Source organism: Streptococcus dentiloxodontae (assembly GCF_053206925.1).
The window spans coordinates 261,174-276,547 of record NZ_JBRUHR010000001.1 but is presented as its reverse complement, the minus strand read 5'-3'; the positions used below and the strand labels follow the sequence as shown (position 1 = coordinate 276,547).

At 39.9% G+C, this 15,374-nt stretch carries 11 protein-coding genes; 7 read left to right on the top strand and 4 right to left on the bottom strand.

Features of this window, described 5'->3' with window-relative positions; genetic code table 11:
* Positions 1-147: 147 nt before the first annotated feature.
* The 3 genes from ahpF to ACVRZ8_RS01260 form a co-directional block, all read right to left on the bottom strand.
* Entirely contained in the window at positions 148-1,680 is a 1,533-nt protein-coding gene (ahpF, locus tag ACVRZ8_RS01270) for an alkyl hydroperoxide reductase subunit F (protein WP_447447509.1), read from the bottom strand.
* A gap of 9 nt (positions 1,681-1,689) precedes the next feature.
* Positions 1,690-2,250 carry an alkyl hydroperoxide reductase subunit C gene (gene ahpC, locus ACVRZ8_RS01265; RefSeq protein WP_151416236.1) on the bottom strand — a complete coding sequence of 187 codons (561 nt, stop codon included), beginning with the start codon at positions 2,248-2,250 and terminating at the stop codon, positions 1,690-1,692.
* 110 nt (positions 2,251-2,360) lie between these two features.
* Positions 2,361-2,999 carry a Pr6Pr family membrane protein gene (locus tag ACVRZ8_RS01260; RefSeq protein WP_447447552.1) on the bottom strand — a complete coding sequence of 213 codons (639 nt, stop codon included), beginning with the start codon at positions 2,997-2,999 and terminating at the stop codon, positions 2,361-2,363.
* Between the two features lie 109 nt (positions 3,000-3,108).
* Here ACVRZ8_RS01260 and ACVRZ8_RS01255 point away from each other — a divergent pair, with 109 nt between their 5' ends.
* The 4 genes from ACVRZ8_RS01255 to ACVRZ8_RS01240 all read left to right on the top strand — a co-directional run bounded on the left by ACVRZ8_RS01255 (position 3,109) and on the right by ACVRZ8_RS01240 (position 11,346).
* Positions 3,109-4,317 (top strand): Mbeg1-like protein, encoded by a 1,209-nt coding sequence (locus ACVRZ8_RS01255; protein WP_447447508.1) that lies wholly within the window; start codon positions 3,109-3,111, stop codon positions 4,315-4,317.
* Positions 4,318-4,704: 387 nt separating this feature from the next.
* Entirely contained in the window at positions 4,705-10,140 is a 5,436-nt protein-coding gene (locus tag ACVRZ8_RS01250) for a ZmpA/ZmpB/ZmpC family metallo-endopeptidase (protein WP_447447507.1), read from the top strand.
* 92 nt (positions 10,141-10,232) lie between these two features.
* Entirely contained in the window at positions 10,233-10,730 is a 498-nt protein-coding gene (locus ACVRZ8_RS01245) for a YkgJ family cysteine cluster protein (protein ID WP_447447506.1), read from the top strand.
* A gap of 25 nt (positions 10,731-10,755) precedes the next feature.
* Positions 10,756-11,346, top strand: coding sequence for a sugar O-acetyltransferase (locus ACVRZ8_RS01240; protein WP_447447505.1), 591 nt, complete (start codon positions 10,756-10,758; stop codon positions 11,344-11,346).
* A 220-nt stretch (positions 11,347-11,566) separates the two neighbouring features.
* Here the strand turns inward: ACVRZ8_RS01240 and ACVRZ8_RS01235 are convergent, their stop codons facing one another.
* Positions 11,567-12,130 (bottom strand): DUF5067 domain-containing protein, encoded by a 564-nt coding sequence (locus tag ACVRZ8_RS01235; RefSeq protein WP_447447504.1) that lies wholly within the window; start codon positions 12,128-12,130, stop codon positions 11,567-11,569.
* A 232-nt stretch (positions 12,131-12,362) separates the two neighbouring features.
* On the opposite strand from ACVRZ8_RS01235, the gene ACVRZ8_RS01230 reads away from it, so the two are divergent.
* From ACVRZ8_RS01230 to ACVRZ8_RS01220, 3 genes are all read left to right on the top strand, one after another.
* A complete protein-coding gene (locus tag ACVRZ8_RS01230; RefSeq protein WP_447447503.1) occupies positions 12,363-12,734 on the top strand; it encodes a MerR family transcriptional regulator in 372 nt (123 codons plus the stop codon).
* The gene (locus ACVRZ8_RS01225; RefSeq protein ID WP_447447502.1) at positions 12,731-12,862 is read left to right on the top strand and encodes a hypothetical protein; all 132 of its coding nucleotides are present in this window, start codon (positions 12,731-12,733) and stop codon (positions 12,860-12,862) included. The genes ACVRZ8_RS01230 and ACVRZ8_RS01225 overlap by 4 nt, the downstream gene beginning before the upstream one ends.
* A gap of 91 nt (positions 12,863-12,953) precedes the next feature.
* The gene (locus ACVRZ8_RS01220; RefSeq protein ID WP_447447501.1) at positions 12,954-15,293 is read left to right on the top strand and encodes an HAD-IC family P-type ATPase; all 2,340 of its coding nucleotides are present in this window, start codon (positions 12,954-12,956) and stop codon (positions 15,291-15,293) included.
* Positions 15,294-15,374: the final 81 nt, after the last annotated feature.

The window sequence follows — 15,374 nt, the reverse complement described above, 5'->3', positions numbered from 1 at the left end:
GTAACGTCAAAATTTTTCGATTGTTTTGAACAGAAGCATTTAGCGAAAAAATTAGCAATAAAGCGGTCTGAGGATAGAGCGTTTCAGACTCTAAATCAGACTTGCTGAACAATTGACTTCTATAAATGGTATCTATTATCTACTTGCTTAATTTCTAATCAAATAATCAAAGGCACCTAAAGCTGCTGTAGCTCCAGCACCCATGGAAATGATAATTTGTTTGTAGGCACTGTCTGTGCAATCCCCAGCTGCAAAAATAGCCGGAATATTGGTTGCGCCATCTTTAGCGACGATGATTTCACCTTTTTCATTGAGCGCCAGTCCACTATCTTTTAACCAATCGGTACTAGGAACTAGACCAATTTGAACGAAAACACCTTCCAAATCAAGCAAGTGTTCTTCATTGCTTGTACGATCGCTGTAACGAAGGCCTTCCACGTGGTCATGACCAATAATTTTTTTCGTTGCAACATTGGTTAGAATGCTAATATTATCAAGAGCTTTTGCACGATCTTGTAAGATTTTATCAGCCTTTAACTCAGGCAAAAATTCTAAAACATAGACATGGCTAGCCAATCCAGCCAAATCAATAGCTGCTTCTAAGCCTGAATTGCCGCCACCGATGACAGCCACTTTTTTATCAGTGAAAAGCGGCCCATCACAGTGTGGACAATAGGTGACACCCTTATTAAAGAGTTCTTCTTCTCCGGGTACATTGATTTTACGCCACTTGGCACCTAAGGCCAAAACAGCTGTCTTTGCTTTCAAATGAGCTCCATTATCAAGCTCAACTTCAACTAAATCTTTCTTCTTAATAGATTTTGCACGCTGGGCTTTCATAATATCAACAGAATAGGACTTGGTATGTTCTTCCACCTGAGCCATTAATTGGGAGCCCTCAACATAAGGGGTACCGATCATATTTTCAATACCAACCGTCTCCATGACCTGACCGCCCATGGTTTCAGCTAACAGTCCTGTTTTGACACCTTTTCTTGCAGCATATATAGCTGCGCTATTCCCAGCAGGACCGCCACCAATGACAAGGACATCAAAGATTCCCTTATCATCAAAAGCTTCTTCACTAAGGGGACCTGTAATCAAATCCAGTAACTGCTCTATGCCAGCACGCCCCGAGGTAAATTCTGTTCCATCTTTATAGACAGTTGGCACAGACATAATTCCCTTAGCCTCGACTTCAACTTTAAACATGCCACCTTCCACCATTGTATGTGAAATGTTAGGATTAACAACTGACATGATATTGAAGGCCTGAACAACATCTGGACAATTATGACAAGTCAAACTGACATAGGTTTCAAAATGCATAGGTTTATCAATAGCTTGAATGCGTTTGACAATATCAGCTTCTATCTTAGGCGGACGCCCTGAAACTTGTAAGAGAGCCAAGATAAACGAAGTAAATTCATGACCAAGAGGTAAACCAGCAAATTCAACACCAGAGTCTTGCCCCTTTTTAGCTATGCGGAAACTAGGTGTTCGCGAAAGTTCCTTTTCTTCCAAAGAAATCATAGGAGACATTGCAACGATTTCTTGGAGGAATTCCTTAACTTTTTGAGAATTAGCATCATCTTTTAATTGAGCTTGTAAAACAATCTCAGACTCAAGTAATTGAAGATACTGTCCTAATTGCTCTTTGATTTCTGCGTCTAATGCCATAGTTTCTCCTTAAATCTTACCAACAAGATCCAAACTTGGTTTTAAAGTTTCAGCTCCTTCTTTCCATTTGGCAGGACAAACTTCGCCTGGATGCTGACGAATATATTGAGCTGCACGAACCTTATCAATCAAGGTACTTGCATCACGACCGATACCATCAGCATTAACTTCCATCATTTGAATGATTCCATCTGGATCTACAATAAAGGTTCCACGTTGTGCTAAACCATCTTCACCTAAAACTTCAAATCCTTGTGAGAGAACATGCGAAGGATCCCCAATCATGGTATAAGTAATCGTTCCAACGACATCTGAATCATCATGCCAAGCCTTGTGAACAAAATGGGTGTCTGTTGAAACAGAATAAACTTCCACACCTAAAGATTGCAAGGTTGCATATTGTTCTTGAAGATCACCTAACTCAGTAGGGCACACGAAAGAAAAATCTGCTGGATAGAAACAAAAGACTGCCCATTTCCCTTTAACATCCTCATTGCTAACCGTGACAAATTCTCCCTGATGATAAGCTTGGGCTGAAAATTCAACCATTTCCTTTCCGACTAAAGACATAAATTTTCCTCCTTTTATTAAATTATTTTCATTATATGAAAGCTATCTAAAAAAGTCCAATGATTAAACCGCAAATAAATCTTGAAAACAAAAAGAAAAAGCGTGAGTTTTCACACTTTTTTCGATTGAGAACGATACCCCACAAAGCGCTTAAGCGTTAAAACGAGATAACCTACCAAGGTGTAGACAAGAGTAATTAGAATAACATTGCATCCAACAGTTCCCCAGCCGTAATCAGTCACATTAATGAAGAAATAAGCAAAAGGGCTGTCTTTGGAGCCAGGGATTGGCAGTTTTAGGATAAGACCATTGATGAGAGCAAAGCCAAAATAAAGAAGAGGCATTAAAGTCCATGCAAGAGGAAGAAACCAGCGATAGGATTTTCTAAGGTCAAAAAATAGCGTATCAGCAACAAAAGCCCACGGTACGATATAATGAACAATGATATTCTGAACCGTCCAAAAATGGCTCTGCGATACCTTGGGAGCTAATAAGATATGATAGATAACACCCGTAATCATAATAGACATGGTCACTCCGCCCTTAAACCAAAGGAGATGCTGATTTTGATTAATATCGCCCTGCCTTTGCTCATAGATAACCAGATAAAACAGAAAAGACCAAACCAAGATGTTTGATAAGACAGTATAATAGAGCAGCATCCCCCATCCGTTTTGATAGAGTTGAATAGAAACACCTATAAGACCAATAATGGCCAGAAGGCTGCGGTAGATTTGAGTGAATGACATAGAAATCCTTTCTGATAAATCAGCTTCTTTTATCATATCATATTTGTTCTTGACGCAACAGGCAAATATCGGTAGAATTGACGGGATAAGATAGAAAAAGGAAGGTTTCATGGCTAATATTTACGACTACATCCTAACAGTTAAAGATAAGACTTTTGAGGAATTTCCGCTCAATCTTTTGGATAAAACCTGTCTCAATGAAATTGGCTATATTTTCTATGGTGAACTCTTAAGTCAGGATTTTGATTTGCATCAAAAATTAGTGCTTAAACACTTGCTCAGCCATTATTCAGATAGCAGCAGTACTAATCTGCCTTATAATTTCACCATGACTAAAGAACGTGTACAGTTGTTTGAAGCTATGATTAAGAGCAAACGGTTTGCCGATTTAGAACTCAGTCATTATATTAATGACGTTGATACCGATTATGAAAAGCAATTTGCCGCTATGATTTTCAGTCTGCCTGAACTTGCCTATCATCAGATTGTTTTTAGAGGGACAGATGACAGCTTGGTAGGCTGGCAGGAAGATTTTCGTTTGACCTATATGCGAGAGATTCCTGCTCATCGCTCGGCCATTTCCTACCTCAAGCGCTATCTGCCTGATTTGGAAGGTCAGATCGTTATTTCTGGCCATTCTAAGGGCGGTAACTTGGCGCTTTATGCGGCAGCTCATTTAACAGACCTTTTGCAGGGGAAAATAGCAGAGCTGGTTTTGCTGGATTCGCCTGGGCTGATGAAAAACCAGCTGTCTCATGCTGGCTATCAGCAACTGCGCTCAAAAATGACAGTCATTAGGCCGCAGGATTCAATTGTAGGAGTGATGCTTTACCTTGATGTTCCTGTAAAGATTGTCCAGTCCAGCGGCATTAGCATTTCTCAGCACAAAACCACCAACTGGCAAGTGGACTTTACGGGTGATTTTCTGACAGCCAATCAGCCGACAGAACTTAGCAATACCCTTGAAAAGACCTTTAAAGAGTGGACTGAAATTCTGTCTAACCGTGAATTGAAGATCTTGTTTGATACCTTGTTTGGCACTCTGATGGATTCGGGAATTGAAAGTATAGACGACCTCAAGATGTCTTCTGCGGCCAAACTGCCGACGGTTCTTCAATCTTTTAGAGGCTTAGGGCAGGCTCAAAAGGCTGTTTTATTAAAATCTGCCAGTCAGTTTATTTCTGTTTTTTGGAACCAAGCTGATTTTGTTGACAATCAGCGCACCAAACTAGTTCAAAACCTCCCTCAGTTTCCTTTTCGAGAACGACTTGACAGAGGAAAAGATGATGATTCGGACGGTAAAAATCAAGCTCAATAATACTCTCTAACAATGCCGTCTTTATTTTTGAAAATACAATTATTTCTGGATTCAAAAGGCCTGAGAAATGATTCTCAGCCTTATTTTTTGCGGTTTATTGATGAAGGCAGTTGTTATTTTTTAGGTAAGCAGACCTGCATTTTTTATCAAAATAGGATAAAATAATAAGCGTAATTTTAAAGTAAAATGAGGGTTTTGGAATAGAAGGCGAGGTCAAAAAGTGTAACATTAGGAGATAAAAGATGGCCTGTAGTAAAGGACCTATTGTTGTGGTGAAATGGTATGGCTTATCTGTGCGGTATTCTGCTAAGGAGACTGCATAGATGGCTTTTTATCTGTTCTGCTTAGTTTAAGCGAACATTCAAAAGTAAAACGAGGGGGTTAGACATGTTTTTAAAAACGATTTACGGCAAGAAAAGCAGGGCTTGCAGTCTCTGTGGTTTTGCTCTGACAGCCTTTTTATTGGGAAGAGCTGCTGTGTCTGTATCGGCGGATGAAAAGGACAGCAACAGAGCGGTATCAGAAATAATTGAGTCATCTAGCAGTGATTTACCGGCATCCGAGTCTCAAGTGCTGTCTTCTGAATCTGACCAAACACTGACATCTGAAACAACTAGTGAGGCACCAGATGATTCTGTCAGCGTCAGCCAGTCAACTGCTAAAAGCAGTGGGACTGTTAGTGAAAAAGCGATCAGCAGCAGTTCATCCAGCTCTGCTATGGTTAAAAAAGATGAAAATAAAACGGAAGCTGAAAGTCAGGGATTAATCACTGGTAATCAATCGCAAATTAATAGAGAGACTTTAGAGACGAAAGCAGGGCAAATTGAGGAGTCAAAGAGCGATCCGGTCAGTGCGGATGTCAACGGTAAAATGCTCAGTCTGCAGTATAATGGGCAGATTGCTTCTGGTGAAAGTATCCTGTTTGCTGTTTGGTCAGAGGCTGACGGTCAGGATGATTTGGTTTGGTACAATGCCAGTGTAACAGGCGCCGCTTATATTGATTTGTCCAAGCATAAAGCTTATGGTGTTTATAATATCCATACTTACTCCAATATTGCAGGTAAGATGATTGGCAGAGACGGCCGAACGATTGAAGTAAGTAAATCAAATCCTAAAGTCACAGTGACTAATCCAGCTTTGGGACAATATCAGGTGACGCTGTCAAATATTGCTTCGGATATTTCTTCCATCAGTCTGCCTATTTGGTCAAATAAGGACGATCAAGATGACATTAAATGGTATACAGCCAGTAAACAGACTGACGGTAGCTACACTGCAATGATTCATACAGCTGATCACAAGGCTGACACAGGCAGCTATACTATTCATGTTTATGGACAGTCGGTTATTACTGGAGGTATGATTGGGCTAGGTTCAGCAACTTTCACTAATGATACAGGAATTACAAATCATGTAACAGCCGACTTGACTAAGGAAGGTATTATCATTCAGCTAGCCTCTAATCAAGTAACGGACTTTAGCAAGGTTAACTTTGCTGTTTGGTCGCAGGTTAATGATCAAGATGATCTCAAGTGGTATTCTGCAGATAGTAGAGGAAGGGTTCTGGTTCCTTATACTAATCATACGGGTTACGGTACTTATAATATTCACACTTATGGAACAGTAGAGGGTTCTTATAAAGGGCTTGATGCCACGTCTTTTGACCTTGCAGCTCCGTCTGTTTTGGTCAAAATTGAACAGATCAATGATGAAACCTATCAGGTGGTTATTGACAATGTTCCTTATTATGTGGCAGCTCCGTCAATTTCTGTGTGGACCTCTGCTAATGGTCAGGACGATATAGAATGGTTAACTGCTGATCAAAGCGATAAGACAAGCTATAGGGCAAAAATTAATCTAGCCAAGCATAACAATGAAAAAGGACATTATAATGTCCATGTCTATGGCAAAGAACTTTTAAATAAAAATGTCCAAGGTGATTTAGCAGCAACTGCAGGGTTTGATGTGATAGAAAAATCAATAGAAAATCCTGCTTCTACCGAATCTGCTGCGTCGGATGAGAGGGATGATTCCTCAATGATAAATACAACCAACAGCGAACAGACGTTTCAGGAAACTGTGCAAAAAAGTATTGAAATCAAAGATATTAATGCTATTGTTTTATACAGTTTTAAAGATGGGAAAGCAACAGCTTACCGAACCTTATCCGAGCTGCCAAGCGACATTTCCAATTATTTTGTTAAGGTGACTTCAGATAAGACAAGGGAGTGGCTTTTGCCAGTGACTGCTATTGTTGAAACTGTAGTGGATGGGCGGACAGCTTACCAAGTGACAGCAGAAGCACCTGCCTTGGTATCAGACAGTGCTGACAATTCGCAATCTGCCTATCAAAATGGTTTTAGTTTTATTATTGAACAGCCAGCAGCTGCGCGTGAGGGAGTTTACACGACCTTTTCGAGTTTGATTGAAGCAATGGCGGCTAACCCGTCAGGTGATTTTATTGTAGGTGCTGATCTTTATGCAGATGAATACAGCTTAGATCCTTCTAAAACAGCTTATATTACAGCAACCTTCAAAGGCACTCTGACCGGTACTTACAATGGCCATCGCCATGCTATTTATAACCTTGCTATGCCGCTCTTTAACGTCCTTAGCAATGCGACCATCAAAGAACTTGATTTGAAAAATGTATCCATCACAACAAGTAGAGAACGTGTCGGTGCGCTAGCTTCCACAGCAACCAAAACAACAGTGTCTGATCTTTCTGTAGAAGGAAGTGTAACCGGCGGACGGGGTGTCGGAGGCATTGTTTATATGATGTCTCTGCAATCGCAATTTGATACCATTTCTTTTAAGGGAACCGTGACTTCTACGGCGACGGCTATAGAATCTAATGTTGGCGGAATTGCTGGCGCTAATACCGCTTCAGCCATTTCAAATGCTTATGTGGATGCCGTTGTAACCAATACTGGAGCGACTGCCTTCTTCCGTACGGGAGGGATTGTCGGCTGGGTCAACGGAGCAAATGCAAGCGTTAAGAATGCCTATGTTAAAGGACAGGTTATCAATAAAGGCAGTCTGACAGTGTTCACAGGTGGAATTGCCGGATCGACCTACAGTTCTTCTGGAAAAACAGGTCTGCTATCTTCAGTCGTTTCAGAAGCGGAGGTAATCAACGGTAATATTGTTAATGGCTATGTTGGTGCTTCATCCAATAACATGATAGATGTCTACACTGTTGAATCGAAAGCCTCTGGAACGTCTAACAGCCTTTCTATAACAATAACAAGCGAAAAAGCAGCGGAGCTATTGGCCGTTATAACAAAAACAGGCAAGCAAGGTCAGTCCCAATCTCAATCGGATCCTGTTGCTGAAACCCAAAACTACAGTCTTTCTACAGACTACATGAAGTTAAAAGGTGCCAAGGAAGGTTACGAAACAGCCTATAACAATGCAGCAAAACTCATGCCGCTGTACAATAAAGATCTTATTGTAAAGTATGCCAATAAAATAGACCCTTCAAGTAAGCTCTACAGCACAGAACTGATTTCAGTGACACCGTTAGCAGACAAAAAGCCAGTGTCAGATATTGCCAGCAATAAGACAGCTGTCAATCATCTTTTGCTCTATTATGCAGATGGCAGCTTGGAAACACTTGATGTGACTTATACAGGAGATTTTGAAGGCATTCTTGCAGAATATGCCATTGCAGATACGGGTCTCATCTATACTAGTGAATCCTATCTCTCTAACTATGATAATATCATTGCGGCAGTGTCAGATAAATTGAAAGCCGCAGTCTTCAATTCAAAAACGACAGCAGCCATTCTCGGTCTGTCTGATACAGATTATGAGACAGAACTGGCTCAATTGTATTTGCAGGATAGTTTTACTCAGGTTCAAGCCAATATTGATGCCATTCTTCGTCAGGTATTGAGTACAAGTGCCAGTATTAATAACTCGGGCGGTGTCATTGAGGATTACCTTATTCGCTACATCACAGATAATGCAGAGCCGCTGTTGCTTGGTTTGGCTTATATGAATCGCTGGTATACAATTGATTTTGATGGTATTGATTTGGCTCAATTGCTGAGCTATAATCAAGACTTCTACGGGACAGCGGTCAATAGTTTGGAATGGTTGGTTAGTCTAGGCCGAGCGGGATACAATGCTATCTTACCAGCTAACAATCTGCTGACTTACGCAAACTACTTGGCGGGAAATACTAAACAGGCTGGCTTAATTGATTTCCTTAGCTTTAATCGTCAGCTTCTTACCGATTATAAGACGGACAATGACTGGTTTAAAGCAACGAGTAAGGCCACCATTGTAGAAGCAGCGTCAGCAGAAGCTCCAAACGAGGACGTTTCTGTTTGGAGCGTTTTAACAAACAATGCCTCTCAGCAAAATGGCATTTTACCGCTTTTGACGGCTCAGCAAGGTATCTTTATCATTACGACGATAGCTTCTGTCACCTATGGAATGTATGACCGTTATTCGGAGTATACGACGGATCAGATTGACAGTATGATTGCTCAGGCGGCAGAATGGCAGAAAAATTATTTTGACACTTGGTACCGTCTTCTGGGTGAAGAAGGCAGGGCGAAATTATTGGCTAAGCAAACGGTTGTTTGGGACGGTTACTTGGTTAAAGGCAGCTGGCAGAGCATGTATGGCAATACCAGCCAAGCTATTTTGGATTTCTTTGGTCCTGTTGGCTCGCGTGCCAGCTATGCTTATAAAAATACAACTGGAGCCTATACTGCAAATGATGATACAGTGCGCTTCATTGTTGACAGGGTGCTCACCCGCTACGGCTCTGCCGTTTTTAGTCATGAAATGACTCATATCAATGATAGTGACATTTATCTCTTTGGTTACGATATTCGTGAAGGCTTGGGAAGTGAGACTTATACCAAAGGTTTACTGGAATCTGCTTATATCTACAATCAAAGCTATATCAGCCTCAATACCATGTTTGATTATAGCAATTATAAAGACGATTCTGCGCGTTTGACTGCTGTCAGCAGCCAGCGTTACCAGTCACTTTCGGATATTGAGGACTATGTCTCTGGCATGATGGATGTACTTTATGTTCTAGATTATACAGAGGCCAATGCAGTGCTGGCACAAAGCGACAGTATCAAAGCCAACCTGTATTACCTTCTTGAAAATGTCTACAGCAATAAGGAAGACGGCAGCAGCTATATTTCTGCTCAGCAATATCGCCAATTAACAGCAGATGAAGTGGCTAAGCTCAACTTAAACAGTATTGATGATTTGATTGATGCCAATATTATGACCCGCCGTGACTACAATATCAACAGCGGGACAAGCAAGACTTTAAGCATGGATGGTTATGAGACGGTTAGCCTGTTTGCACCGATTTATGCAGGTATTTCCAGTGATACGGGCGCCTCAAGCAGTTTAATTGCCAAGCAGCGAGCCTATGAAGTTTTAGCTGCGGGCGGCTATGAAGCATATCTGGGCTATCTATCAGATAAATATAAAGAAACTGCAGCAGCAGAAGGTAAGGTTTTTTCAGACGATTATATCCTGTCTAAACTCTTTGATGGCCGCTATCAAACTTGGGCTGATTTTAAAAAATCGCAGTACAAAGCGCGTATTTCTAAGCTAGATCAATTACAGCCAATTACGATTACTTATTTGGGCAATACGGTAACAATCTCAAACTATGGTGAGCTGCAAAATCTGATGAATGAAGCCCTTGCCTATGATGTCACACTTTCAAGTCCTTATATTGCTGCTATTTCACATGTAAATGCTCTTAAAACAGCTGTATACAATGCCTATCTTCGCCAAACAGATGATTTTAGGACATCCATTTTCAAAGACGCTTAAAAAGAACTGGAACACAGTTCTTTTTCTTTTAATTAAGCACAGTGAACTTTATGATATAATCTTAGAGAATAATTTTTAGGAAAGTATAACACATGAAACAGACAGTGATTGATCTTGAAAAATACCATCAGCTGGCGCTCCAAAAGCAAAAAGAGCACCGCAAATTTTTAGCAAGTCTGAAGAAAAAGCCTCCTAAAAATCTGGACAGGATTGCCAAAGAAATTCATGAAGAAGTTTTTGAAGAAATTGACTGTACAGCCTGTGCCAACTGCTGCAAGACTCTAGGACCGGATTTTAAGGAAGCTGATATTGTTCGCATTGCCAAATATTTCAAAATGAAACTGCCTGCTTTTGAAGCAGAGTTTCTGCAGGTTGATGAGGATGGCGATAAAGTTTTCAAGTCCATGCCCTGCCCATTTCTAGGAGAGGACAACCTTTGCAGCATTTATGAGGTTCGTCCTAAGGCCTGTCGCGAATTTCCTCATACTGACCGCAAAAAAATTTATCAGATTAACCATCTGACTATTAAGAATACCCTGACTTGCCCAGCAGCCTATCTTTTTGTCGAAAAGCTGCAAAAACGACTGTAAATTCAGCCAGAAGGAGAGAAAAAAGATGACATTAGAAGAACAAAAACAGTACATTCTAAGCGGTCAAATGTATAATGATCTAACCCCAGAGCTGGTAGAGGCGCGTGAGCGCACAGTCTTTTTGACCAACGACTATAATGCCAGTTTTGGTCAGCCGCCTTTAGAGCGTGAAAAAATTCTCGAAAAACTTTTAAAATCCATAGGCAGTAATGTGCATTTTGAACCGACATTTCGCTGTGAATTTGGCTATAATATCTCTATCGGGAATGATTTTTATGCTAATTTTGACTGTGTGATGCTAGATGGTGCTGAGATTAAGATTGGAGACCATGTGCTTTTTGGTCCTCGTGTTGGTCTTTATACCTCCAACCATGCTATAAATGCAGCAGAACGCCGCAGCGGGGGCTGTTATGCCAAACCTATTCATATCGGAAATGATGTTTGGGTTGGTGCAGGAAGTCATATCAACCAAGGAGTGTCTATTGGTGACAATACCATCATTGGATCAGGCAGTGTTGTCACAAAAGATATTCCGGCAAACGTTATCGCAGCCGGTGTTCCTTGCAAAGTCATTCGTGAGATTACTGACGAAGACAAGACAGGATTTTGTCCGTAATAAAAAATCTAGCAAATACTTAGAATTCCTTTGATAGATTGATAAAATCATATTGGTTCTGCTTTGAAACCAGCGATCGCCCCATTTAATCGGCCGGTCGTTTTTTTTGAAATATTTAAAATGTTTTTTTGACAATCGCAGAGCTTTGCAGTTTAGACAAGAGAAAAGCCTTGGCTGATTTTGCCAAGACCTTATTGACTGACATTTTACAAGGAAAGCCTTATGATAAACCAGACAAATCTAAAGATGGCATGGAATAGTCATATGCATAAACAGGAGCATCAGGAAGATTCGTAATGTCCAAAGAATAAGTTGCAACCGTGTTGTCATCACTGTCTAAAAATTTGATTTTAATAGCAGATGTTAGATTAGCAACCTTGTAATCATTAACCACTTCTTTAGTTTCTTTAGGCGCAATGTCCACGTTAATGGCAGCTAAGTCTTCTTCGTCATCCTGTCCAAGCACAGTCGTACTTTTCACTTCTTTTTTATCCTGATAGATTCCCTCAGTGTGATCCAGCAAGAGCGCATAACCATTGTCTTTTTTGGAGCTTAGATTTGTAATTTTATAGTAAATACGAACAGCATTTTCATTGTCAGATAAAGAAATTTTGGCTGCCTTGATGACTCGGATTTTAATTTCCCCATTTGAAAAAGTCCTGTTTTTCTTAAAAAAAGACCAGTTTTTCACATGGGAATGATTCATTGCAGAAAATACAGCCGAAGCGGCTGCGATAAGAAATAAGAAAACTGCCGCAGCAATTATCAATTTTTTAACTTTCATTCCTGTAATTCCTTTTCAATAACAAAATTTTTTGTCTGTTTTTTACTATAACATAATAGTTTAGGATAACAGAAAGCGATTTAACCGTTTTTTGTCAAAAAACAGCCAATCAAGTGCTTTAATCGCTATGTAGGATTGAAATTTCAAAAGATAAAGAAATTGTTCAAAAAAGGATTGACTTAAAGCAGACTTTAAGTATTAAAATAAGAGAGTAGCAGAAAGGAGAAACAAAGTGCCTTATACGATAAAAGAAGTTTCAGAGATGATAGGAGTCAGTCCGTCAACTTTGCGGTATTATGAACAGCAGGGACTTTTGCCAATGGTTTCACGTAAAAATGGAATTCGTGTATTTGAGGATGGGGATTTTGAATGGCTCCATATTTTACACTGCTTGAAAAAAACAGGAATGCCCATTAAAAAAATTAAGAAATATGTTGATTTATCCAAAAAAGGAGACAGCAGCTTGGAGAAGCATTATCAGCTCATACAGGAGCAAAAGGAAAGGGTTCTGTCTCAGATTGAGGAATTACATTATTTTTTAAAGGAAATAGAAGCCAAAGAGGAATATTATCAGAAGGCTCTTAAACCGTTAAAAAATCATTGAGTAATTGGCTTTTTGCGGTGTTAACTGCAAAAGAGATAAGGTTTAAAAAGCAAAAGAAAGCAGGTGTACTTATGGCTATCAAAGATAAGGTTGTTATTATTACGGGAGCCTCATTAGGAGCCTTTTAATCATGTGGCTAGGTGCTTTTTGAATGTTATGGTATACTGAAACAATAATGTTATTTTGTGCTAGGTTAAAAGAGAGGAAACATTGTAAACTGTGAGTGGACATATAAAAGGTTTAACGAGTGCAGAAGTGCAAAAACGTATTCAGGCTAAGCAAACCAATCATTTTAAAACAAAAACAAGTACCAGTAATTGGGAGATTTTTAGAAGAAATGTCTTTACTTCTTTTAATGCTCTAAACTTTGTTATTTTTCTAGCACTTCTAGCAGTTCAAGCTTGGTCAGATCTCTTTTTCTTTGGAGTTATTGTCATTAATTCCTTATCGGGTATGCTGACAGAGTGGCGAGCCCGTCATATGATTGATAAGTTAAACCTTATGAATAAGGATTCTGTTCGTGTCGTTCGCGACGAACAAGTCATTTCTATTGAACCAGAAGATCTCGTTTTAGATGATATTCTTTTGTTATCTGCTGGGGAGCAAATTCCCAGTGATGCAACGGTTGTTCAGGGCATTACCGAAGTCAATGAAGCTATGTTGACAGGAGAAAGTGATTTAATCATGAAGACTAAGAACTCAGATTTGTTATCTGGCAGTTACTTAGTCAGTGGTCAGGTCTATGCCAAGGTGATTCACGTCGGAGCAGATAATTATGCGAATAAGCTTACGCTAGAGGCAAAAACTCATAAACCAATTGTTTCTCGTATTCTTTACAATATGGACAAGATTGCCAAGTTTACAGGGAAAATTATCATTCCATTTGGACTTGCCCTCTTTTTGGAAGCCTTTTTTATCAAATTACTTTCTTTAAAAGATTCCATAGTCACCAGTTCAACAGCTCTGTTAGGTATGTTGCCTCAAGGAATTGCCTTGCTGACGATTACCTCTCTTTTAACAGCTGTTATCAAGTTAGGGATGAAAAATGTTCTGGTGCAGGAAATGTATTCTGTTGAAACTTTAGCTCGGGTTGATGTCCTTTGTTTGGATAAGACAGGAACTATTACGCAAGGAAAAATGACCGTTGACAAGCTTCTTCCTCTAACGCCTCACTATTCCTTGGACACAATTCAAACAATCTTGGCTGCTTATATGCAGACCAGTGAGGATAATAATGCGACAGCTCGAGCTATTCGAGATGCCTACGAACATTTAGAACACTCTTATACAACCGGTCCACTCATTCCTTTTTCTAGCGACAGAAAGTGGGGAGCTATGACGATTGAGGGAGTAGGGCAAGTCTATCTTGGAGCTCCTGAAATGTTGCTGACAGAAAATCTTCAGGCTGTTCAGGATGCTCAGTCACGAGGCTCTCGTGTATTGATTGTAGCACTGAGTCAAACGGCATTTCACACTAATCAGGTGCAGATACCAAAGGACATTGAACCGCTGGCTCTGCTGGAAATTGCCGATCCTATTCGTGAAGATGCAGCAGAGACGCTTTCTTATTTGCATTCACAGGATGTCCTCTTAAAAATCATTTCTGGAGACAATCCTATCACCGTATCCTACATTGCTAAAAAAGCAGGTTTTGAAGACTACACGAGTTTCGTTGATTGTTCCAAAGTAAGTGATGAAGAACTAGTAGCAAGAGCTGAAACAACAGCGATTTTTGGTCGTGTTTCCCCTCATCAGAAAAAATTACTGATTCAAACATTTAAAGCTCAAGGACACACTACCGCTATGACTGGAGATGGTGTCAATGATATTCTTGCTCTTCGTGAAGCAGATTGTTCTATTGTTGTGGCAGAAGGTGATCCAGCCACAAGGCAGATTGCTAATCTGGTGCTTTTGGATTCTGAATTTCGTGATATTCCCCAAATTCTCTTTGAAGGGCGTCGTGTTGTCAATAACATTGCTCATATTGCCCCAATTTTTCTCACTAGGACCATCTATTCTTTTTTACTAGGATTGCTTTGTATTGCCAGTATTGTGCTTGGTAAGGCAGAATATCTTCTTGTTTTTCCCTTTATTCAAGTTCAGATGACCTTAATCGGACAGTTCGTTGAAGGTTTTCCCCCTTTCGTGTTAACTTTTGAGCGAAATGTACGTCCTGTTAAAAAACATTTTCTGAGAAGAGCACTTCAACTTGCTTTACCGAATGCTCTGATAGTTGTCTTTAGCATTCTTATTTTTCACTTGATGCAGGTTTATGGGGATCTGACGATGGAGGACATGCTGACCCTGTCGTATTATATGCTTGGATCAGCAGGTCTATTAGCTGTTATTCGTGCCTGTATTCCTTTTACTAAAATTCGTTTGGCGCTTATTATTTATTCAGTATGTGGTTTCTTCGTTAGCTCGTATTTTTTACACACTGTGATTGAAATTATGCCGCTAACTAGTCATACGATGACCATCTACCTAAGTTTGATGTGTGTCTTTACTCCGATATTTTTCTGGATTAGTTACAAACAAGGTGCTTTCAATAGTCTATAAAGGCTAACTTCAACTTGAAATTTGCCAGATTGTCAAATTAGCTGAAAAAGCTGAAAATTCAGGCGATTTTCTTGACTTTTT

Excerpts from the sequence above, each read along its gene's own strand:
- ahpF (WP_447447509.1), bottom strand. The coding sequence starts at position 1,680 with ATGGCATTAGACGCAGAAATCAAAGAGCAATTAGGACAGTATCTTCAA.
- ahpC (WP_151416236.1), bottom strand. The coding sequence starts at position 2,250 with ATGTCTTTAGTCGGAAAGGAAATGGTTGAATTTTCAGCCCAAGCTTAT.
- ACVRZ8_RS01260 (WP_447447552.1), bottom strand. The coding sequence starts at position 2,999 with ATGTCATTCACTCAAATCTACCGCAGCCTTCTGGCCATTATTGGTCTT.
- ACVRZ8_RS01255 (WP_447447508.1), top strand. The coding sequence starts at position 3,109 with ATGGCTAATATTTACGACTACATCCTAACAGTTAAAGATAAGACTTTT.
- ACVRZ8_RS01250 (WP_447447507.1), top strand. The coding sequence starts at position 4,705 with ATGTTTTTAAAAACGATTTACGGCAAGAAAAGCAGGGCTTGCAGTCTC.
- ACVRZ8_RS01245 (WP_447447506.1), top strand. The coding sequence starts at position 10,233 with ATGAAACAGACAGTGATTGATCTTGAAAAATACCATCAGCTGGCGCTC.
- ACVRZ8_RS01240 (WP_447447505.1), top strand. The coding sequence starts at position 10,756 with ATGACATTAGAAGAACAAAAACAGTACATTCTAAGCGGTCAAATGTAT.
- ACVRZ8_RS01235 (WP_447447504.1), bottom strand. The coding sequence starts at position 12,130 with ATGAAAGTTAAAAAATTGATAATTGCTGCGGCAGTTTTCTTATTTCTT.